A 22,008-nucleotide genomic window follows, 5' to 3' on the forward strand; every position below is an offset into this window, starting at 1 on the left:
CCGCTACACCATTTGCCGGGCACGGTCCCGGCTTGTCAGTGAGATCAGTGTCGCGATCGATTTCGGTCCGCTCACGTCGCGAGAGCGAGGCTTGCCATCATCAGGCCGATCGCCGCGATCCAGCCTCCGAGGGCGCGAACGGCGATGGCCCGCCAAGATGCCGAATTGTCCGACGTCGTTTGCCTGAAGACGGCGGTCAGCGCCATCGTCAGCGTGATCACCGTGTAGCCCGCACAGGCAAGGCCGGCCGCAAACAGCAGCCGGTCGGTTTCGGGTCCGAGCTCGGCCCCGTTCGCAGCGCCCCGTATCACGGCGACCGCGAATGCAATCGCGCACAACACGAAGGTGGGAACTTGCGCGGCTGCTGCGAGCAGCATGCCGATCGCGAGCATCATGGTCGCGTCGGCGAGCTGCGTCGCGGCCGCGCCGAACAGGGACGCGAACGGCAGTCCGGCCAGCAGGCCGAGCGGAAACACCAGGATGAGCCAGCGTCCCCTGGCGGCGCCAAGCGTGCCTGCCAGCAGGCCGGTCGCGGTCCAGAGCAGGACATCCTGAAGATCGGTGAGCGGGTGCGAGGCTCCCATGTAGAAATCACCGAGGCGGGCAGCGACGATATGGGCCTCGGCTGCGTTCGCCCCGGTCAGCAGCAACGCTGCAGCGGTCAAGGCCCGTGCAAGGTGCGATCTCATGCGACGGCTCCGAGACCCTGCGCGAGGAAGTAGCAGCCGATCCCGGCGATGCCGGCGCCAAGTCCCTGAATGATGCGCTCGCCGGCGGGCCAGCGCGTCAACGTGCCGATCATGATGCCGCAGAGATGCAGGAGGCCGGTGGCGGTGACGAAGCCGACGCCGTAGGCCAGCGCATTCGCCGCGCGGGGAAGCTCTGCGCCGTGCGCATGTCCATGGAAGATCGCGAAGATCGCGACGATCGCGGCGGCCGCGGCAAAGGGCAGGCGCAGCCGGGCCGCAACAGCCACGCCGAGGATCACGGCGGAAATGGCTATCATCAGCTCCGGCATCGGCAGCGGAACATGCAACACGCCCAGCACTCCGCCGACCGCCATGACGAGCGGGAACGTGATCGGCAGGATCCAGATGGCGGGCGCGCCGAGCTGCGCGCCCCAGATCCCGACGGCCACCATCGCGATCAGATGGTCGATGCCGGTGACCGGATGCAGCAGGCCGCTGGCGAGGCCGCCGGCCACGCCAGCCTGCTCGTGCGCGAGAGCCGGTTGCGTCAGCGCGATTGCTGCGATCGCCGTGGTGAGGGCTCGGGAGATGTGTAGATTCATTGTGCTGCGACTCTCGCTCAGATCACGGCGAACACGCGCGCCAGACGGCCGAAGAACCAGAACATCGACACCGACCCGATGAGATAGGCCGGCAGCGCCTCGCCCCAGCGCGGCACGACGGCATCGAGCCGCCGATGCGCCCAGATCAATGCGAGCACGAGCAGCACGAAGGCAAGCTGTCCGATCTCCACGCCGATGTTGAAGAACAGCAGTGCCGCGGGCAGCAGGCGGCGTTCGAGCCCAAGTCCCGCCAGGGCGCTCGCAAAGCCGATGCCGTGAACCAGGCCGAAGGTGAAGGCCACCATCCAGGGATAGCGCGCGGTGAGCCCGATCTCGCCGCGCTGCTGCTTGACGATCTCCACGCCGACGAAGGCGATGCTCAACGCGATGCAGGCGTTGAGCGGGCGTTCCGGCACGCCGATCAGGCCGAATGCCGCCGCGGCCAGCGAAGCGCTGTGCCCGATCGTGAAGGCGGTGATGGTCTTCACCAGAGGCCAGCCGCCGCCGACGATCCAGATCAGGCCGAGCACGAACAGCAGGTGATCGGCGCCGAGCAGAATGTGATCGATACCGTAATTCACATAAGTCTTGGCCAGCTCGATCCAGGTCTCGAGCGTCGGTGCGCCGGTGCCGAGCACGGAGACGACGGGATTGGCCGTCGAGATCGTGTAGCTGCGCGGCTCGCCCTCGATCGGGACGACCTTGATCAGGACCACCGACATGTTGGAGCCGAGATTGGTGATGGTGATCGGGCCAATCAGTCCCTTCTGGCCGCAGTTCATCTCGGGCAGACGCAGGAAGCAATGCGGCGGCACCCGCAGATCGACCCGCGAGGCGCCGATCGACGGCTCTATGCTCCAGCGGCCGACGAAGGCGCCTGGGCGAACCTCGCGGAATTCAAGCACGCCCACCGCCGCTTCATGCGCATGGAGCACCGATGGCCGGATCAGCACGGCCAGAGCGAAGGTCAAGGCCAGCAGCGCAAGCCGCAAATATCGTATCGTCGTCACGGCTCGTTCCGCACTTGATAGGATGCCTTGAGCCGCTTGACCGCTTCCCAGGCGCGCTTGCGGGTTTCCTCCGTGTGCCAGTTCCTGGCCGCCTCATCCCGAACGCTGTCGAGACTGGCAAGATTTCCGACTTGCCGAGAATCCAGCCGGGCGACGTGCCAGCCATCCTTGGACTGCAATAGCTTCCATTCCCCCTCCGGCATCGCCAGCAATCCGTCACGGAAATTGTCGCCGAAGGATGCCGAGAGACTCTCGACGGGGCGGCCGAGGATGGCGCGCGTGAGCTTCTGCAACTCCTCGGATTCGCGCTGCTGAGTGATGTCGTCGAGCTGACGCTGCGCCGTTTCCTGATCGGTGGGCGGGGTGATGTAGAATGAAACGCGCTCAGGCTCGTCGAAGCGGCCGTGATTTTCCGCGAACCATGCTTGCAACTGCTCGTCGGTGGGACGCGGCACGCGGATCTGATCGAAGATCAGCAATTGCATCTTGTAGGCGATCCGGTCGCGGATCGTCTCGTCACCGCGGTCGACGGCAAGCGCCTTGCCTTCACGATAGAGAATCTCGCTCGCGACCCAGCTGTCGATCATCTTCTGGAGCTGCGCCTCGGAAGGCGCGCGTTCCTTGTCCTCGTCGAAATTGTCGATGAAGGACTGCCGCATTGCCTTGGTGACGGTGATGACTTTTTCGTCCTTGGCCGGAGGATGCAGCACCGCGTCGATGCCGAAGATGATTGCTCCGAGCAAGGTGAAATGCAGCAGAGGCTCGCGCGACAGCCGCGCAAATAGAGAGACAAGCGAGCGCGAAGACTTCGTTGCGCCGTGGGCGACATCGTTCGGATCTGAATCGTCGATACGCGATATCGGAAAGGGCTGCACTTCAACTGGTGTCGCTGGCATTGACATACGGTTGTCACAAACTTTCTTGGCACGCGCGTCGCCGCGTCTTATGCGGCAGTGCTTTTCATCTGTCATCCTCTAACGCTCATGCGGCGAAGAAAAATGCAATGGAAAAACGCAAGAGACAAGATGCCGCACACGCAGTGCGCAGTTGTCGCGGTCAAACACAAATCCTTCACGAAGCTGTATCGTAACTCTGGCCAGTATCGCCGCGTGCAGGGAGCCGCGCACGCGGATGAGCCAAACGGCTCTCACTCTCCGCACCTCTGGCTAATTTTCTCGATATGTGACACGAGGGGCGATAGATGTTTCCATCCGGCAAGACGATCCTGTTGACTGCAGCATCGGCAACCTTGGCGCTGACGCAGAGCGCTGCAGCCGACGACTGGGGGCGCGGCGAGCGCCGCGGCAATCCCTATGTTGCCGGTGACATGCACAACCACAACACCTGCACCGATGGTTCGGTCGCAGCCGGCTACACGATCGATCGCGCGGTCGGCCGCGGCACCGCGTCCGCCGGCGGAAACAATTTCGATCTCGACTGGTTCACGCTCGGCAACCATGGCGGCTCCGGCAACCGCGACTGCCGCTTCAGCGACACCAGCGCCAATCTTCCGGGACAGACCACGACGACCTGGAGCCAGACGCTCGGCCAGACCATCGACGGCATCACCATCAGCAGCCTGAAGGGCACCCCGAACGGCACCGGCAGTGGTGCGCAGATGTGGCGCTGGCAGTCGATCCGCGAGGTCGAGTATCCGACCATCGTCAATCGCACCAACACCTACGACAAGGTGCTGATCGAAGGTCTCGAGTGGATCGCGCCCGGCCATGAGCACGTTGACGTCGCCGTCATCACCGGACAGCACCCGAAGCACCGGTGGAAGCCCGGCAACGCGGACAAGATGGCGGAATTCGAATACCGCTTCGACCGCGCCGACACCGACGCGATCGGTCCCACCATCGACGCCGGCGGCAACCAGCTCTGGCCCGGCAAGGACAACGTCAACAACACGGGCACCGCGGGTCACCAGAAGGCGCTCACGGGCATCAAGTGGCTGCAACAGAACTATCCGCTGCAATCCTACGTCATCCCGACGCACACCGAGCGCCAGGGACCGTTCAGCGCGACCGCCAATAAGGGCTATAACATCGAGCACTTCCGCGACTTCAACAACGCGGGCCCGACGGTGGCGTTCGGCATCGAATCGCCCGGTCACTTCGCCGAAGGCGGCGCCACCGGCGGCTCCGGCTCGTACACGCCCAACGCGGTCGGCGGCGGCACCTACGGCATGAGCGGCATCTACACCGCCAAGGTCGGCGGCCTCTGGGACGGTCTGCTTGGCGAAGGCCGCAACTTCTTCATCTTCGTGAGCTCCGACTGGCACAGCCGCGGTGCGGGCGGTGCGCGTGATTCCTTCACGACGGCCGACTTCATCCCCGGCGAGTACACCAAGCTGTACGTTCCGAATGCCGGACGGTTCTCGTCGCAGCACGTTGTCGACGGCATGCGTTCGGGCAACTCCTACTCGGTCAATGCCGACCTCATCGGACCGGATCTGGTGTTCCGCGCCAAGGCGCGCGGCGACGACTGGAAGACGATGGGCGAGACGCTGGTCGTGAGGCCGGGGGACAAGGTGACGGTCGAGATGGAGATGACCGTCCCGGCCGAGAACAACGCCCCCTACAGCTTCAACAACCCGCTGCTGCTGCCCGTAGGGATCAAGCAGCCGCTGAACAAGCCGTCGCTCGACCACGTCGACCTCATCACCGGCAAGATCACCGGCGTTGTTGCGCCCGATGCGGCCGGCTATTCGGTTCCGAATGCGGCCGGTACGGCTGGTGCGGCGATCGTGTACAATCGGACGGCGACCATCGCGCAGCAGATCCTGGCGAAGCAGATGCATCGCGAGCATCAGCACCATGGCGCTGTCCGCCTGAAGTTCACGACGACGTTCACCGCCGGCAACACGCCGTTCTACATCCGCGCGCGCGGAACCAACATTCCGAACGGCACCCCGAACGTCACCGACACCGCCGGAAACCCGCTGCTCGACGCCAACAACGCGCTGGTCAGCTGCACCGATCCGGCTTGCCCCGCGCATCTCGAAACGGTGAACGGCGCCAAGAAGGTGACCCACGACGTTCAGGCCTATTCGAACGCCTGGTTCTACGCCAACCCGATCTTCGTGCGGCCGGAGCGTTCGCCGAAGCTGCTGGTCGAGACCAATGCCGAGCTGGCTCGCCGGCTCGGGCAGCGCGCCGATAACGATCATGATCACGACCATGACCATGGTCACGATCACGATCATCACGACCATCACTGACGCGATGATTTGAGGCCATCCGGCGGGACGCATGACAAATGCGTCCCGCCGTACCTGTTTTACAACCCGCCAGACCTGTCACCACGCTCGCGATGTCACTGTTCCGTATCTCGGTCTGCACACTATCCCTTCTCTCTGCCGGCTTCGGTTGCGCGCTGGCCACCCCCGGTGCGGTGCCTGCCTCCGACGAGCCTACCCGGGAAGACTGCAACGCCGCGGTGGCGGAGGCGCGCGCATTGGCGGCCGATCTGCCGCCCGATCATCTGTCCCGCTACTTTGCCGAGCGGCATTTGCACCAGGCCCTGGTCGAGGCCGGCAATGGCGAATTCGACGAATGCGTCGATATGGCCGCGCGTGCCTCCGACGAGGTGCGCGAACGCCGCCATGAGCTGCAGCCGGGCGAGCAGCTGAGAGTGCTCAAGCCGAACGAGTAGCGAGAGCGGAGATCTTGCGCGCTGTCATCGCAGCGTCATCTTTCCCCGCGCATTGTTGGCCGAGCTTCACCAACAGGTAGATGTCGCGACATGGATCAGATCGAGCCGCTTTTCCCGATTCCCCTCATGCGCTCGCCTGGGCTGCTGCCGCCATCGCTGAACGAGGCCGCGGTCGCCGCGATCCGCAGCACCAAGATCGAAGGCAATCTGCGCTCGGGCCAGCTGTTTCACACCGAGGTCGCCGATCCGCGCGACAACGAGCTGTTTCGCCAGATCGCCGAGCTTGCCGCACCGAAGCTGGTCGATTTCGGCGTCCTGCTGTTCGGCGAGCAGCTGCGCTGGACGGTCAAGGAGATGTGGACCAACATGCTCGAGACCGGCGGAAACCAGACGCTGCATTCGCACGCCAACAGCTTCGTGTCCGGCATCTTCTATCTCACGCCCTCGCACGCGGCGTGCAAGACGGTGTTCGTGCGGCCGCCTGGTGGCTCAGACTTTTCCTTCCGCCACCACACCCGCAGTGCCGCCATTGGGCCCTTCAATGCGGGCAAGTATGTTTTGCCCGAAGCCGAGCCCGGCGATCTCGTGCTGTTCCCGAGCTATCTCTATCACGAGGTGCCCAGAAATCCGGGCGGGCAGCGGATCACGATCGCCTTCAACGCGATTCCGGACCATCTGGACTGCTGGGGCTATCGCATCAACTTCGCGCCGTGAGGCCGTCGATCACTCGTTTCTCATGCCGAACTCTCGAAGCAGCAGGTCCCTTGCCTCGCGGCGGGACGGTGCTGCCTCGTTGATCTTGCGCAGCAGGCGTGCGGCGGCCGCGCGGTCAGAGCCGAGCAGGGATTTTGCCATCCCCATCAGCGGTCCATAGGCCGGATCGAACTCTGCGCTCAGGCGAAGCGCGTCGATGAGGCCCGGCGACGCAGCGTCGATCAATGCGGCTCCGCGCGGATCGCCTGGCAGAGACGCACCGGCTTCGAGGAAGCGGTTGCGCGCGGCCCAGTAGGCATTGAGGCGTGTGCCCGGCGCGCCGCGCTCGGCTGCGCTCACGAGCAGTTCATTCGGATCCGGGCGAATCTCCTTCGTGACGGCAAGCAGCAGTGACCAGGGCGCCGCCGTGAGCGCACGGACGTTTCGGCGCGCATCGAAGGTCACGAACGGATAGTCGTCCGTGTTGCGCGGACCCTCGCCGGCGAATGCGGAGAGGGCGCGCGGGCCTGCCAGATATTGACCGAGGAGATCGATCGGCGCCTCGAAGCCGAGCGGGCGAACGGCGGATGCGACCGCGGGATCGCGAAGCCGCGCAGCCAGCGCGTCGGTGTCGAGATGGCCGCCGTCCCGCGTTCCGACCAGCGCAAGCATCGGTGTGCGGACGCTGTAGTGATTGAGCCAGGCCGCGCCGTCGGGATAAACGTCGAGAAAGCCGCGGACGATGGCGCGCAGCGACGGCATATCGAGCTGGTACAGCGGCAGCCATTGGCAGAAGATCCCGCCGGGCGCGAGGCGCCGTTTCACGGCTGCGAAATGCTCCACCGTGTAGAGCGCGCCGCTGCCGTCGAGCGCGGGATGAAACAGGTCGGCGATGATCACGTCGTGCTGGCCGGTGTCAGCAGCGACGTAGCGGCGGGCATCCGCCACCGTCACAAGCGGCGCTGATGCCGGCGGCGGATTGACGAACCAGGGCAAGAGCTCCACCACTTCGCGGGAAAGTTCGACGGCGCGCACGCTGACGCCGGGCATCTGCGCGCCGCCGACCATGGTGGCGCCGGTGCCGATACCCAGGAACAAGGCGCGGTGCGGGGCCTCGTGAAGCAGCAGCGGCAGCATCGCCTGCCGGTAGTCGGAGCGCGTCGAGCTCGTCCCGCCCATGCGGAAGTGGCCGTTGATCTCGAGGTAGCGCACGCCTGCGGCGTCATCGACGACGCTGGCCGTTGCCATCGGACCTTCACGGACTGCGAGCAGCGCGCCACCCGGCGGCACGCGCGTCAATGATGGCGCAGGATTGAGCCACAGGATGATCGCGGGGACTGCCGGTACCGCGGACCACAGCAGCGCCGATCGGCCGGGCGGCAGCAGCAGCAGATAGCCGACCGCAACGGCAAGCAGCGCCGTCCATGCGCCAAGGGCCGGAATCAGGAATTGCGCCGCCAGCAGCGGCGCGATGCAGGCACCAAGGCTGTTGATGCCGACCGCCGCTCCGACCGAGCCGCGCTGATCGCTCACCCGTTGCGCCAGCAGGCCGAACAGCGCGCCCATGGCGGTCGCAGGGACCAGGAACAGCGCGATCGCCACGGCCAGCTCACCAAAGATGTCCGCCGATGACAGTGCCTCGACCAGACGGCCGGCATATGGGGCCAGCGCCGCGGTCGCGATGCAGGCGAGCGCCGTTGCGGCCAGCAGGCCGCGGAGATTTCCATCCCTGGCATCGCGCCCGGTCCGCTGCCAGAGCAGGCTCCCCGCCGCGGTGCCGAGCAGATAGGCGGCGAGCAGCCCGGCGAACGTGTAGACGGTGTCTTCCATCACCTGTGCGGCGAGCCGGACCACGAGGACCTCGAAGGCGATTCCGAGCAGTCCCGTGGCGAACAAGGTGATGGTGAGCCGCAAGTCGCGAATGCGTTCCGGCCGCCGTTCCTCGGCATAGGCCGTGGCGGCTGGCCCGAGCGCGAGCGCGCCAAGCGCGCAGAACGCGTTGACGGCGGCAAGGCAGAGCAACGTGCCCGAAAATCCCAGCGCCGGGATCAGAAGGAATGTCGCGACGAGCGTGCCGGCAAGAGCCCCGGCCGTATTCGCGCCGTAGACGCCGGCCGTGACGCGGGCTTCGCCACGCGCGTTCCGCATCATCCGTTCCAGCGCGGCCAGCGTCCCGCCCATCGCCATCGTTGCCGGCAGCAGCACGAGAGTCGGCAGCGCCAGGCTGCCGGCCCAGAGCAGGGCAGCCGACGGCTCGGTGCCGAGCAGGGGGGCCAGAGCACGACCCGCGGCGGGCAGCAGCCAGACGCTGATCAAGCCCCAGACGGCAATGACGGCTTCGAGCATCGCATAGACGCGCCATGGCGATGCGGCGCGGCGGATCGGCCGATCGAGCGCGAACGCGCCCAGTGCCAGGCCGCCGAAGAACCCGGCAATGACCCCGAGCACCGCCATCATCTCGGTGCCCAGTACAAGGCTCAGCTGGCGCGTCCACACGATCTCGTAGCCGAGGCCCGCAAGACCCGACGCGGTCACGATCGGCACGAGAGCCCAGGCGCGGCTTGCAGCCTGGCGCGTGCGCGCCGGCGCGGCCTCATCCTGCGCCGCGCCTGCGAACCGGCCAGCCGAAGCGATCGCGATGCTGTCCGGCTCAGATTGCATTCCTTCACTCCTGTTCGAACGCGACCGACTGCGCGGGGCAAGCTGAACGCTTTGCATCGGCCGAGTGGCGTTCTCGGCCGATCAGAGCATTCGCTCTATGTCAGATTTTTTCAGGATTTGTGACGACCGGTCAGGACCCGTTGTCGCTGCGATCAGAATCTTGCTGCCACCGTCAGCCGCACCGCAAGCGGTTCGGCCGGATGGACGTGACGGTCAGCGACGCCGTCGATGGGCTCTCCCGCCAAGCGCGACAGATAATAATATTCGATCTGGTTGGTCTGGGCGTTGAAGAGGTTGAGCACGTCGAGCTGCACCCGCACGCCATTGTCGAATCTGTAGCCGGCGCGCGCATTGAAGATCAGCGAGGACCGCGAACGGACGCTGTCGTCCTCGGTGAGCGGACGCGGACCGAAATAGCGCGCCTTCAGGCTGCCGAACCAGCCGGTGTCGCCGCCCAACGTGATCGCGCTGCTTGCGACCCACGCCGGTGCGCCAGGGATGCGGGACCCGGCGGGGTCGAAATCGGTGAAGCGCGCGTGGGTCTGCGCGACGTCGAGGTCGACCGTCATCCATGGCAGAGGCTTGTACTCGTTCGTCCACTCGACGCCGACGCGGCGGCTGGGCCGGCTCGGCTCGGTAGTGCCGGCGTCCCCGACGAAGAGCAGCTCTGAGTCGAAGTCGAGCACGAAAACTGCGAGCGTGCTGGTGAGACCCTCGATCACTTTGGTGCGGATGCCGAGCTCGGCGCCGCGCGAGCGCACCAGCAGCGGCACGCGGTCGAGCGGGGTCACCTTGTCGTTGGGATCGACGGTGATCGTCGCGCCGCGGATGTCGTTGCTGTGCAGGCCGTAGCCGGCATTGCCGTAGAACTCGGTCTTGTACCAGGGGCCGAGCACGATGCCGGCTTTCGGGCTCGCCATCGAGGCCTGCGCGTTGCCCGAATTCTCCGGCGTGTCGCTGTTCACGTGTCCGGCAAAAAAGTCCTCGCGGATGCCGACCGTGGTGCGCAGCCAGTCGTTCCAGCGCGTGGTGGTGTCGGTCCAGAGGCCGACATTGCCCTCCTGCACGTGGTCGTCGCGCACGGTCGAGAGCCATGAGCGCTGCTCGGTCTTGAACAGCCCGACATGGATGTCGTCGTAGCGCGTCTGTACGCCGACACGGGTGTGCGATTCGAGCCCGCCGAAGCGCCAGTCGAACGTGTGCCGCGCGTCAAAGCCGCCGAGCGTGCGACCATCGAGCTGGCTGAACTGGTCGCCATTGACGGGATTGTCGAGGAAATAGGTGAAATTGTTGAACAGCCGCAGGTCGGAGCGCACGACATAGGCGCTGACATTGGTTTGCCCATAGTCGCTCGACTGTGCCCAGTTACTCGACAGGCTGAAGCGGCTGGAGGTGCCGCCATCGGTCGGATCGAGCGTGCCGAGACGGGTGATCAGGCCCTGGTCGATCGCGCGTTGCGGGACCTGATCGGTCGAATTCCAGCCGTTGGAATAGGCCATCGCCGTCAGCGTCAGGCCGTCGGTCGCGGTGCCCTGGCTGTAGCGCATGACGCCGTTCAGCTTGCGGACATCGTCGGGCACGTCCCATGGCCCGACATATTTGTTGGCTTCAAATGCCGTCAGCAGCGTGCCGTCGCCGACGCTGGTCGATCCCGCCGCCAAGGCGCGGCGATAGCCGAAGCTGCCGAAGGTCAGCTCCGCGAAATTGTGCGGCAGCTTGTTGACATAGTCGATCGCCACGGCGCCGGCGGATGCGAAGTCGCCCTGGTCGGCGAAATACGGTCCTTTGCGGACGTTGACCGACCGGATCAGCTCCGGGATCAGGAAGTTGATATCGGCATAGCCTTGCCCATGCCCGTGGGTCGGCATGTTGACGGGCATGCCGTCGACACTGATCGCAAGGTCGGTGCCGTGATCGAGATTGAAGCCGCGCAGAAAATACTGGTTGGCTTTGCCCTCGCCGGAATGCTGCGTGACGATCAGGCCCGGCACCACTTCCAGCGCCTCGCCGGGCCGCGAGAACGGGATAGCGTTCACCTGTGCGCCGCTGATGCGCACTGCGCTGGCGGCAGTGGGTTGCAGGGCGGTCGAGCCGGCCGGCGCAGCGCCGGGCGCACCGCCGCCCTCGGTCTGGCCGTCCGTGCGAACGGCAGCCTGGCCGCGCACACCGGCATTTTTCGGCGGCTTTCTGTGGGTGTGCCGTTTGGGATGCTGATGATCCGCCCCCGCAATGGTGACCGGCGGAAGCTCGGCGGGCGCGGCCGAGCTGATCTCGTGGGCTGGGGCCGGGAACGTGCACAGGGCGGACGATGCGGCAGCGGAAAACACCCGCAACAAGACGCTACGCACCACGATATCTCCGCACCACGACCATTGCAGTCCAACACACCCATACTATGGCAGGTGAGTATGACGATCCAGCAACAATATCATACTAACCTGCGGCTGCGATTGCGAGTAGCGAATTGTTACATTTACAACCGCAAGGGCGCATCGCCGGCGGCTTGGACGCCCAAATTCATCTGCGCGACGTTGCAGTCCGGATAAGCCGTTGAAACATCGGCAAGGTAATCGCCGCTTCGCACGGCTGTCACATCGGTAACCGATAAGCCTTGCTTCCCTCGGCGCTGCTTGTCCTGCATATGCAGGCCGCCAGCTTTCCGTGACTTGAGAATCTTGCACTGCTGGCAATTGGCTGATGACGAGGGACATGCGAGCACATCGGGCGATACGGCGGATCTCGGCATGGCTCGCGCCCATGCTGGCGGCTTCGCTCGCCGTTTCCGCGCCGACCTTTGCGCTGCCGTCTGATTTTTCGGATGCCGACGCGCCGGCCTACGTCGTGCCGGCGCCTGACCGCCCACTTCCGGAAGTTCCCGCAACATCGGCATCGGCCGTCAGCCCTGCGGCGCGAACCGCCTCGCCCGTCAAGCGAGAGGCCATGAAGGGCAATCCGCTCTGGGCGGTCCCGCTCGCAACGCTGTCGGAGACGGGCGAGCGACCGATCTTTTCGGCCTCGCGGCGCCCGCCACCGCCCGTGGCTTCAGTCGCCGCGTCGAGCGCGCCGCCACCGCCGCCGGGCCCGCCGCAGGCCGAGTTGCATCTGGTGCTGGTCGGAACCGTCATCGGCGGCGATCAGAGTGTCGGGATTTTTGTCGACGAGGACAGCAAGACGACACTGCGCCTCAAGCTGGACGGCGACTATCAGGGCTGGAAACTTCTTTCGGTGCATCGGCGGGAGGTCATCATGGCGCGCGGCGAGCTGACCGAGACCTTGGAGCTCACGAAGACGCGCCAGGGCGCGTCCGCAAACGTGTCGGCGGTTGCGGAAAGCACCGCAAAGCGCGGAAGCTCGCACACGGCTCAGTACGACTAGGTGAGCAGCAGGCCTGCTCCGAGCCGGCGTCTGGCGAACTCGCGCGCCGCTATTGCCGGGCCGCGATCGCAGTCATCTCGAGCTTGACGCCCGGACCGAGGTCGGCGACGCCGATTGCGGCGCGCGCCGGCAGATGCGCTTCGGCGAAGCACGCCTTCCAGGCCGCGTTGAACTCGGCCTTCTCCTTGAGGTCGGCCATGTAGATGGTCACCTGCAGGACCTTGCATATGTCGGATCCGAGAGTCTTCAGCAGCTGCGCCAGCTGCCTGAGAACGTCGCTGGCCTGGCCCGACATATCGAGGCTCGTATCCTCGGGGACGATTCCGCCGATATAGAGCACACCATTGTGCTCGACCACTTCGTGGAGAAGTCCTTCGTAGGGCAAGACGCGCTGGATCATGATGAGACCGGTGTTGCTGTGGGGACGGGGGCATATCACACATTCCAATGTCAGTATCCTCGGCAGAAATTTTCGTGTTGTCAGGCGGTCCGATCAGAATGCTCCCGAGGGCTGTGGAACAAGATATTGGAAATAAAGGAACAATCGGGCCGCTGAACTGCTGCGATGGTTCCCTCGAAGTTTACTTACCTGCACTTGCGCACGAGGGCCCGGCATTTCCGCTGGCCTGATCGCGACGACATGCGGGAGCGGATCGGTATACTGCCACCGGAATTGACTCGGAAACGACCCGGACCGCGGGCGGGAACAAGGATCAGGCGATGGACGATACGATTGGCTTCCCCGACCCCGGTCTCGACCTGTCGGACGGCTTCAAGCCGCACACCTCGCATTGGGGCGTGTTTTCCGCGCGTCAGGGCGAGGCTGGGCTCGAGGTCAGGGCCTATGCGGGCGATCCTGATCCGAACGGCATCATCGACAATTTCCCCGGCGCGCTGCGTCACCAGGCGCGCATCGCCCAGCCGGCGATCCGCCGCGGCTGGCTCGAGCGTGGTCCGGGTCCGGACGATCGCCGCGGTCGCGACGAATTCGTCTCCGTCAGCTGGGAGAAGGCGCTCGATCTGCTTGGCGACGAGCTCGGCCGCATCCGTGATACGCGCGGTCCCGGCGCCGTGTTCGGCGGCTCCTATGGTTGGTCGAGCGCGGGCCGCTTTCATCACGCCCAGAGCCAGGTACACCGTTTCCTCAACATCGCGATGGGCGGTTATGTGCGCTCGGTGAACACCTATTCGTCGGGCGCGTCCTCGGTGCTGCTGCCGCAGATCCTGGCGGGCTACGAGGACATTACCAAGCGCAATGTCACCTGGGAGCAGATCGCGGCCGAGACCGACATCGTGCTCGCCTTCGGCGGCATGGCGCTGAAGAACTCCATGGTGGCCGGCGGCTCGATCAGCAAGCATGTCGAGCGCGGTGCGATGCAAGCTGCGCGCCGCCGCGGCTGCGAGTTCGTCCTGATCAGCCCGCTGCGCGACGACCTGCCCGTCGAGGCCGGCGCCGAATGGATGAGCTGCGTGCCCGGCACCGACACCGCGTTGATGCTGGGCATCGTCCACACGCTGGTGAGCGAAGGCCTGCACGACCAAGCTTTCCTCGATCGCTACACCGAAGGATGGCCCGTCTTCCTGCGCTATCTCCTCGGCGAGAGCGATGGGCAGGCGAAGCACGCTGACTGGGCCGCATCGATCTCAGGCGTCGACGCCGACACCATCCGCTCGCTTGCGCGCCGTGCCGCCGCCGGCAAGCGCGCGCTGATCACCGTCTCGCATTCGCTCCAGCGCGCCGAGCATGGTGAGCAGCCGGTGTGGATGGGCATGGTGCTGGCGGCAGCCCTCGGCCAGATCGGTCTTCCCGGCGGCGGCTATGCCTATTCGTTAGGTGCGATCGGCTATTACGGCCGCCGCGTCAACGACGTGCCGGGGCCGACGCTCGGGCAGGGCCGCAATGGCGTGCGCGATTACATCCCCGTCGCGCGTATCGCCGACATGCTGCTCAATCCCGGCACAACCTATCGCTACAATGGCGAGACGCGGACCTATCCGGATATCCGTCTTGTTTATTGGGCCGGCGGCAATCCCTTCCATCATCACCAGGACATCAACCGCCTGCGCAAGGCGTTTGCGCAGCTCGATACGTTCGTCGTGCACGAGCTCGCCTGGACCGCGACCGCGCGCCATGCCGACATCGTGCTGCCGAGCACGATGACACTCGAGCGCGAGGACATCGGCTATTCCACAAACGATCCGCTGATGGTCGCGATGCACCGCATCGCCGAGCCATTCGGCTTTGCGCGCGACGACTATGAAATCTTTGCCGATCTCGCCGAGCGTCTCGGCGCGCGCGAACCCTTCACCGAGGGACGCACATCGCGGCAATGGCTGGAGCATCTTTACGAGCCGACCCGCGCCTCGCTCGCCAAGCGCGGTCTTGAGGCGCCGAGCTTCGAAACATTCTGGCAGCGCGGCAGCCTGGTCGTGCCGCAGCAGCCCGACGATGGCGGCCGGCTGCGCCGCTTCCGCGAGGATCCCGTCAATCATGCGCTGCCGACGCCGAGCGGCCGCATCGAGATCTTTTCGCAAAAGATCGCGGGCCATGGTGATGCAGATTGTCCCGGCCATCCGGTCTGGCTCGACAAGACCGATATGCCGAAGCCTGGCGCACCCTGCTTCCTCGTCGCCAACCAACCGGTGACGCGTCTGCACAGCCAGCTCGATTTCGGCGGCCATTCGCTAGGCGCAAAGCATCGCGGCCGCGAGGTCGCGCGCATGAATCCGGTTGATGCAAATGCCCGCGGCATCAAGGACGGCGACATTATCCGCCTGTCCAACGAACGCGGCGCGTGCCTTGCCGCTGTCCACGTCACCGACGGCATCGCGGCCGGTGTCGTGCAGCTTCCGACCGGCGCCTGGTACGATCCGATGGACCCCGAGGACGAGGCGCCGCTCTGCGTGCACGGCAATCCGAATGTGCTCACGCGCGACATCGGGACGTCGTCGTTTGCGCAAGGCTGCACGGGACAGCTGACGACGGTCGAGGTGGAGAAGTTCACCGGCAATCTGCCGCCGATCCGGGCGTTCGATCCGGTGTAAAGCCTCAATCCGCAAATCCGTAGGATGGGTAGAGCGAAGCGAAACCCATCATGCTTCCGCGTGGCAGAAAGTGCGATGGGTTTCGCTTTGCTCTACCCATCCTACATCATTGCCAGCGCAGCGAGTGTTGGAAGAAAACGGGGCCGTCCTGTGTGGGCGCAGGGACGGCCCCGAGAGGCTCGCAGACCCGGGAGGAGGAGGGCGCAAGCCGGCGCAAGTCGACGAGCTACGCGGCGGCGCTCGTGATCCAATCCCCGTCCGCCGAAGGACGGCGCCGCGGCAGCGCTTCGATCTCGAAGCGTTGGTTCTTGCTTGCAAGGCGCCAGCGTGCCGGAGACTGGCCGCTGATGCGCTTGAACACGGTCGAGAAATGCGCCTGCGTGCTGAAGCCGACGGCGAGTGCGATCTCGGCCAAGGGCCGCCCGGTCGTCGCGAGCAGCGTCTTCGCATGCTCGATCCGGTGGTTGAGCAGATATTCGCGAGGACGGTAGCCGGTCGCGGCACGGAATTGTGCCGCAAAGTGCATCCTGGACAGGCCGGCGACGTTGGCGAGCTCGGACAGGCTGATGCAGCGGTCGAAATGATCGGCGATATATTGCTCGACCCGCCGCAACCGCCATTTCGGTAAGGCATTGACCCGCGCGCGCGGCGATTCCAGCCGGGTCAGATGCATCGCGAGGGTCTGGCCGATGCAGAACGTGAATTGGTGGTCGGCGGCATCGCCACGTTCGATCAGCGCCTTGGCAAGCTCGGCCGCGAGCGGGTCGCGCAGCAGCACCAGATCGTTCAGTCCCTCGGCCGCGGCGAGTTGCGTCGGAAAATGGTCCGCGGAGATGTGGAAGTGCAGGAAGGCGCACGGCGACTGGAATTGCCCGGCGAGCGGTTTTGACGGCGCGGTGACATACAGCGTGCCTTCGGGCATGGCGCCGTCGAAGATGACCTGACGGTCCCGCGTCAATCTCGCCCGCGTGGACTTGAGGGCGATGCCGACGAAATAGCAATCCTCGGGCGTCGTCGTCTGATGCGAGGAGGCGCTTCGCGCGTCTTCCCATCGCGAGATCGTGATGTCCGCGATGTCGGCCTGCGGACTGCGGACGACCTGACGCCATTGGCTTTCCCGGGCGATCGCCTCCGTGGCTCGGGAAATCTGGTGATCCCGTGGGCGGATCGGAAATTCGATCCCGCCATGCGACGCGTGCAAATTGGTCGACATCGTTCGTCCTCTCCTGGCTCTGCCGCTCTTGCAACGATGGGTAAGCGCGCAAACCCAATTCTTTTCATGCTGAGAGGATAGGCGCGACTTGGCCAGGACGCTCGTTAGGTGTGATTAGGATGTGTTAGTTTTTGTGGTGCACACCGGATGCGACAGCCCGCCGCAGGAGCGCTGAGTGCGCTCAATTTTTCGGATATTTACGCAGATCGGCCTCATCGTAGGACAGCGCAGCGACAGCCGCGCGGCGATCGATGCGGCTCGTCGCTGTGGACCTCGCCGCGTGGATCGCTCGATTGCGGCCGCGACGTCCCGGATCGCGTCGGTAAAGGCCTTCGGCGCCTCCAGGCCGTTCGCTGCGCTCCTCGTCGCCCATGTCGACGCCGCTACTCGAACACGGCGTCGAAAATCTCGACGTCCATCAGCACGGGCTTCGCGACCACGGATCCATCAGGCCGCAGCGTCTGTGCGCGGCGAAGCGTCGGCACGACGATGCCGCCAAAACTGTCATGTGCCCAGGAGTAATGGGCGACCTTCGTTCCGAAAAGGTCGTGATCGGTCCGCCGCTGCAGCGCGTTCTCGTCGAAATAGAAGATCTGCTCGGGCGCGAGCGTGATCAGGTGCGGGGGGAATTGCGCCCGCAGCCGCCGCCACGTCTCGGTGTTCTCGCGCCATGGCGCCAGCTCTTCGGTGACGACATCGGGATGGGCGAGCAGGAACGGATTGGTCAGATAATTCCAGATCGCGACGCCGCAGAAGAAGACGAGGTGCAACTCGTCGGCCAGCGTAGGGGAGCCGACCTTGGGAAACGCAAGGCTCGGATTGCGCCAGGTCCGCAGCACGTCGCCCTCCAGGCTTTCGATCGTGATCGCATCGGGCTGAAAGGTGCCGGAATGTTCACCCCCGGTGATGCCGGTGAAGCGGACCGATTGCGTGCGGGTCGAGCCCTCCGCGGTCACGTCCTTGAATTCCCTGGCATGCCCGGCGCTGGCGAACAGCGTTCCGCCGACGGAAAGGTGGAGCGTGAACCGGTCCAGGCTGTTCCAGTGGGCCATGCCGCCGCAGGCATCGATTGCATCGTCAAGAAGCGCCATATCCCGTCATATCCGCCGTGAAGCGCCACCACCATGGCGGGGCGCATGCGGCTTGGCATGTTAGAAGTTGTTAGGAGTTGCGAGCGCGCGGGATGGCGGTATCTCGTTGAAGACGCTCTCAATTCAGGGTGTTCAGCAACCCCCTTGCGGCGGCCAGATCGCGGCTCTGAAGGCCCTCTTGATATTGCGCGACGAGCGGGGCGAGCAGCGCGCGTGCTTCGCCTGCTTTCCCGGCCCGCTGCCAGATTCGGCCGAGGCTGATCGCGCCGCGCAGCTCCCAGCCGAGCGCGCATTGCCGCCGCGCCAGATCGAGCGATCTGCGCAGATAGGTCTCGGCCTCCGCCGCATTGCCCGATCGCGCCAGGATCTCGCCCTTGACCCTGAGCATCTCCGGCATGTCGAAGGATTCGCCATGATCGGGGATCTGACCGATGGCCTCATCGATGGTCTGCAAGGCGAGATCAGGCTGGTCTTGCGCGGCGAGACCCTCGGCGAGCGCGGTCGCAAACACCGTCGTCATGATCCGGTGCCGTGTCGCGTACAGCGTCGCCTGGCTGCGGCGGAGGTGCTCGATTCCCGCAGTGACGTCGCCGCGGCGCAGCAGCAGCTCGCCCTTCTGGCCGATGCCGACCGCGTGATAGGGACCGAGGAAGTGCCGTGCCGAATGGTCAATCAGCCGCTCGATCAGGATCTCGGCATTGGCGAAGTCGCCAACCCAGAGAAACACGTAGATCGTCCAGATCAGGGAGATGCCGAGCGTCAGCGGCTGTTCGAGCAGCTCGGCCTCGCGCACCGCGTATCCGGCCGCCTCGATCGCGCGATCGGGCCGGCCGGTGAGCCACAGTCCGCGTGCCAGCGCCACCAGCGCGACGATGCGATCGTCATAACCGAGATGGCCGATGTTCAGCCGCTGCGAGCCGGGATTCTGCAGCATCGCGCTTTGGCAGAACTGTACGGCCTTGTCCTGGTTGCCGATCAGATGATGCGCGACGCCCAGCATCCATTCGACGTTCAGCGTCGCGGCGGGATCGTTCAGCTTGCGCGCGACGCTCTCGCTCTGTTCGCCGGTCCCGAGCGCGCCGTGAAAATCTCCGAGCCTGGTGAGATAAATGTGCAGGCCGCGCAGCAGCCAGAGCTGCCAGTGCAGATCCTCGAGTTCCCGCGCCAGTTCGAGACTGCGCGTGAACGCCGCCCGGACCGCGTCGGTATTGCCCTGCGTGAACATCACGGAGACGCCCAGCGCGGCCTGCAGCGTCATCTCCTGGCGGCTGTCCGCCGGACCCGCGTCGAGCGCCCGCTGGGTCCAGCGATAGCACTCCGTCAGCAATGTCAGCTCGAGGAAGAACTGGGCTGCGGAGGCCGCCAGGCCCACGCCGATCGTCCGGTCGCCGCCATCCGAAAAGCTCCAGGTCAGCGCGGCCCGGACATTGGGCAAATGGTCGGCATAGGGAAGGAAGCCGCCCGCGCTCTGCATGCCCGTGGATTTGAGCGCGATGTCGCGCAGGAAGTCGCGGAAATATTCGGCGTGGGCGCGCGCGACGCGGCTCGCTTCGCCGTTCTCGACGAGCTTGTCGCCGACGAAGGTGCGGGTGGTGTCGAGCAGGCGATAGCGCAGCCGCCGCTCCGCGGGCGAGGTCGCGATCAGGGATTTGGAGAGCAGGTTCGAGATCGCCTCTGCGGCTTCAGACTCGCTGATGCCCTGGCTGCATGCCACGGCCAGCGCGGCCTCCAGCGTGAAGGGGCCGACGAACACCGACAATCCACGCAACGCCGCGCTTTCGGTCGCGGGCAGCAGATCGTAGCTCCACGCCAGCGCAGCGCTCAAGGTCTGGTGCCGCGGAATCGCGGTGCGGCGTCCGCGCCACAAGAGCGAGAAGCGGTTGTCGAGCAGCGAGGCGGTTCCGGCGATGCCGTAGGCGTTGACTCGCCCGGCCGCGAGCTCGATCGCGAGCGCAATGCCGTCCAGCCGCCGGCAGATATCGGCGACGAGCGGGGCGTCCTCCTCGCTGAGCTCGAAGTCGCCCAGGCTCTCGGCGATGCGTTCCACGAAGAGCTGGCTTGCGGGATAGGCGAGGATGTCGGCGATGCCGAGCCCGGCACGCTCCGGCGGGCAATCCAGCGGAAACAGCCGGTGGACGCGTTCGCCTTCGGCGCGAAACGACTCGCGGCTGGTGGCAAGAACATGCAACTCGTCCGCCTCGCGGACCATACGCTCGGCCAGGGGAGCGAGTTCATCGATGATGTGCTCGCAGCTGTCGAACACCAGCAGCATGCGCCGGCTGCGCAGGAACGTCAGCAGGCCAGGCATCGGGTCGTCGGAATTGATGGTCAGGCCCAGGGTCGCCGCGATCGTCCCGGGAATGAGCCGGGCATCGGTCAGCGCGCCGAAATCGACGAAGCTCACCTGGCCGTCGAAGGCCGCAAGCTCGCCGTGGGCGACGGCGAGCGCGACCGAGGTCTTGCCGATGCCGCCGGGGCCGACGATGGTGACGAAGCGATGCTGGGCCAGCTCGGCGGAAATCCGCTCGACCGCATCGTCCCGCCCGATCATCTTCGCAAGCGGCGCAGGAAGCGCATGAGGGGCCGAGACAGCCGGGCTCGCTCGCCGCTCCGCAGGTTCGGCCCGCAGCAGCGGAGCCGCGAAGCAATAGCCGCGTCCGGGGACGTTGACGACGTAACGCGAGCCTTCGCCGGCATCGCCCAAGGCCTTGCGCAGTGTCGTGATGTGGAAGCGCAGACTGCCTTCGTCGACATTCACGTCGGCCCACACGCGCCTGATCAACTCCCGCTTGTCCACGACCTCGCCGGCGCGCTCGGCGAGAAAAATCAGGATGTCGAGAGCGCGGCCGCCGAGGTGAAGCGGGGCGCCGTCCTTCTCCAGCAGGCGCGACTTGGCGAACAGGCGGAATGGCCCGAAGGCAATGGCCGAATCCTGGTCGCTAATGTTCGGCACGGGCCAATGATTCCAGTGAGAGGGAGCGTTGTCCGCACTTTGGTCTAGCAGAACGAGATCGTCAGTAAACTAACCGAAAGTGGCGAAATCGCGCGGCAATCTGTCTGCCGATCTGTGACAAATTTTGCTTAAACGCGAGCAGCTTACCACGCGACCGGGGCAATTCGTCAGCGTGCTTGGCCGTGCAGAGGACAGCTTCGCTGCCACACTCTGTGCCGCCGATCATAACAGAATCTTGCAACGTCTAACGAGCAATGCGCGCAAAGTGCATCCAGTATAGCGTTCGAGTTCAGCACTACGTCAAACGGGGAGGCTATGATGTCCGGTATTGGCGCTCGGCCGAACGAGCACGTCGTTCGATCTGAATTTGTGGCCAGTCCCGACGATCCGTCGCGTGATTGGGAACTCGTGCTGCGAGAATCCCACCATCGGATGAAGAACACGCTGACTCTGCTGGGTGCGTCAGTCCGCCGCGATTTCACGCGGGCGGGACCGAAAGACGTCTCGGTTGCGGTCGACCGGTTCGAGCGGCGCATCGTCGCCTTCGGCAGGCTCTACCAGCTCTTGTCCGACAATGATGATCCCTTGCCGGTCTCGATCGAAGGCTTCTTCGAGAATTTGTGCGGAGCGCTCTCCGAGGCGGTGCTGGCGCCGGCGGGCATCCGCTGCGAGGCTGCGATCGCGAGCGGCACGCTGCCGGCCTCGCAATGTCATCGGCTCGCGCTGATGCTGACCGAGCTGGTGACGAATGCGGCAAAGCACGCCTTCCCGAACAAGAAGGGAGCACTGATCCGCATCGACATGGCAAGGCGCGACGGCGCCTGGTTCTGCACCGTCGCTGACAACGGCATCGGGGCGACCGGCCCGCTTCAGGGTACGGGCAGCCGCATCCTCGAAGGGCTCGCACGCAGCATCCATGCGCGGCTGCACGGCGAGGCCGGACAGGGCGGCACGCGGGTGACAATCGTGATGCCCGCGGCCTGAAAACCGTCTCTGCTCGCAATCGCTCCACCTCACAT

The 22,008-nt window shown here is 65.4% G+C and carries 18 protein-coding genes; 6 read left to right on the top strand and 12 right to left on the bottom strand.

All coding sequences use genetic code 11. The features are described 5' to 3' along the window. Positions 1-71: 71 nt before the first annotated feature. The 4 genes from AAFG16_RS14915 to AAFG16_RS14930 are packed head-to-tail and all read right to left on the bottom strand — an operon-like array spanning position 72 to position 3,044. Positions 72-689 carry a HupE/UreJ family protein gene (locus AAFG16_RS14915; protein ID WP_283085232.1) on the bottom strand — a complete coding sequence of 206 codons (618 nt, stop codon included), beginning with the start codon at positions 687-689 and terminating at the stop codon, positions 72-74. After that, positions 686-1,291: a HupE/UreJ family protein gene (locus AAFG16_RS14920; protein WP_283085233.1), complete on the bottom strand. Its 606-nt coding sequence runs from the start codon at positions 1,289-1,291 to the stop codon at positions 686-688. The genes AAFG16_RS14915 and AAFG16_RS14920 overlap by 4 nt, the downstream gene beginning before the upstream one ends. Before the next feature lie 17 nt (positions 1,292-1,308). Then, positions 1,309-2,301, bottom strand: a complete 993-nt coding sequence (locus AAFG16_RS14925; RefSeq protein ID WP_342739601.1) for a HupE/UreJ family protein — start codon at positions 2,299-2,301, stop codon at positions 1,309-1,311. Continuing rightward, entirely contained in the window at positions 2,298-3,044 is a 747-nt protein-coding gene (locus AAFG16_RS14930; RefSeq protein WP_342739602.1) for a peptidylprolyl isomerase, read from the bottom strand. Before AAFG16_RS14930 ends, AAFG16_RS14925 begins: the two co-directional genes overlap by 4 nt. A 458-nt stretch (positions 3,045-3,502) precedes the next feature. On the opposite strand from AAFG16_RS14930, the gene AAFG16_RS14935 reads away from it, so the two are divergent. The 3 genes from AAFG16_RS14935 (at position 3,503) to AAFG16_RS14945 (ending at position 6,672) form a co-directional block, all read left to right on the top strand. Then, the gene (locus AAFG16_RS14935; protein ID WP_342739603.1) at positions 3,503-5,524 is read left to right on the top strand and encodes a hypothetical protein; all 2,022 of its coding nucleotides are present in this window, start codon (positions 3,503-3,505) and stop codon (positions 5,522-5,524) included. Positions 5,525-5,562: 38 nt separating this feature from the next. Then, positions 5,563-5,958, top strand: a complete 396-nt coding sequence (locus AAFG16_RS14940) for a hypothetical protein (RefSeq protein ID WP_342739604.1) — start codon at positions 5,563-5,565, stop codon at positions 5,956-5,958. A 90-nt stretch (positions 5,959-6,048) separates the two neighbouring features. Next, positions 6,049-6,672 carry a 2OG-Fe(II) oxygenase family protein gene (locus tag AAFG16_RS14945; RefSeq protein WP_342739605.1) on the top strand — a complete coding sequence of 208 codons (624 nt, stop codon included), beginning with the start codon at positions 6,049-6,051 and terminating at the stop codon, positions 6,670-6,672. Positions 6,673-6,681: 9 nt separating this feature from the next. On the opposite strand, the gene AAFG16_RS14950 is transcribed toward AAFG16_RS14945, so the two are convergent. From AAFG16_RS14950 to AAFG16_RS14960, 3 genes are all read right to left on the bottom strand, one after another. Further along, on the bottom strand, positions 6,682-9,312 hold the full coding sequence (locus AAFG16_RS14950) for a spermidine synthase (RefSeq protein WP_342739606.1): 2,631 nt from the start codon (positions 9,310-9,312) through the stop codon (positions 6,682-6,684). 152 nt (positions 9,313-9,464) lie between these two features. Continuing rightward, the gene (locus tag AAFG16_RS14955; protein WP_342740906.1) at positions 9,465-11,477 is read right to left on the bottom strand and encodes a TonB-dependent receptor; all 2,013 of its coding nucleotides are present in this window, start codon (positions 11,475-11,477) and stop codon (positions 9,465-9,467) included. A gap of 308 nt (positions 11,478-11,785) precedes the next feature. After that, positions 11,786-11,953: a hypothetical protein gene (locus AAFG16_RS14960; protein ID WP_283085241.1), complete on the bottom strand. Its 168-nt coding sequence runs from the start codon at positions 11,951-11,953 to the stop codon at positions 11,786-11,788. Positions 11,954-12,021: 68 nt separating this feature from the next. Here AAFG16_RS14960 and AAFG16_RS14965 point away from each other — a divergent pair, with 68 nt between their 5' ends. Then, positions 12,022-12,687 carry a hypothetical protein gene (locus AAFG16_RS14965; RefSeq protein WP_342739607.1) on the top strand — a complete coding sequence of 222 codons (666 nt, stop codon included), beginning with the start codon at positions 12,022-12,024 and terminating at the stop codon, positions 12,685-12,687. 49 nt (positions 12,688-12,736) lie between these two features. Here AAFG16_RS14965 and AAFG16_RS14970 read toward each other — a convergent pair whose 3' ends face one another. Next, positions 12,737-13,087, bottom strand: coding sequence for a RidA family protein (locus AAFG16_RS14970; RefSeq protein WP_283085243.1), 351 nt, complete (start codon positions 13,085-13,087; stop codon positions 12,737-12,739). A 320-nt stretch (positions 13,088-13,407) separates the two neighbouring features. Between AAFG16_RS14970 and AAFG16_RS14975 the strand changes: the two genes are divergently transcribed. Then, entirely contained in the window at positions 13,408-15,732 is a 2,325-nt protein-coding gene (locus AAFG16_RS14975) for a molybdopterin guanine dinucleotide-containing S/N-oxide reductase (protein WP_342739608.1), read from the top strand. 226 nt (positions 15,733-15,958) lie between these two features. Here AAFG16_RS14975 and AAFG16_RS14980 read toward each other — a convergent pair whose 3' ends face one another. From AAFG16_RS14980 to AAFG16_RS14995, 4 genes are all read right to left on the bottom strand, one after another. After that, positions 15,959-16,945 (bottom strand): AraC family transcriptional regulator, encoded by a 987-nt coding sequence (locus tag AAFG16_RS14980; RefSeq protein WP_342739609.1) that lies wholly within the window; start codon positions 16,943-16,945, stop codon positions 15,959-15,961. A gap of 181 nt (positions 16,946-17,126) precedes the next feature. Continuing rightward, a complete protein-coding gene (locus AAFG16_RS14985) occupies positions 17,127-17,318 on the bottom strand; it encodes a hypothetical protein (protein ID WP_342739610.1) in 192 nt (63 codons plus the stop codon). A gap of 10 nt (positions 17,319-17,328) precedes the next feature. Beyond that, the gene (locus AAFG16_RS14990; RefSeq protein ID WP_342739611.1) at positions 17,329-18,036 is read right to left on the bottom strand and encodes a hypothetical protein; all 708 of its coding nucleotides are present in this window, start codon (positions 18,034-18,036) and stop codon (positions 17,329-17,331) included. A 118-nt stretch (positions 18,037-18,154) separates the two neighbouring features. Further along, positions 18,155-20,989: a winged helix-turn-helix domain-containing protein gene (locus AAFG16_RS14995; RefSeq protein WP_342739612.1), complete on the bottom strand. Its 2,835-nt coding sequence runs from the start codon at positions 20,987-20,989 to the stop codon at positions 18,155-18,157. Between the two features lie 318 nt (positions 20,990-21,307). Between AAFG16_RS14995 and AAFG16_RS15000 the strand changes: the two genes are divergently transcribed. Next, positions 21,308-21,973, top strand: a complete 666-nt coding sequence (locus AAFG16_RS15000) for a sensor histidine kinase (protein WP_342739613.1) — start codon at positions 21,308-21,310, stop codon at positions 21,971-21,973. Positions 21,974-22,008 lie beyond the last annotated feature (35 nt).

Origin of the sequence: Bradyrhizobium sp. B117, from assembly GCF_038969555.1 — a bacterium.
Lineage (GTDB): Bacteria > Pseudomonadota > Alphaproteobacteria > Rhizobiales > Xanthobacteraceae > Bradyrhizobium.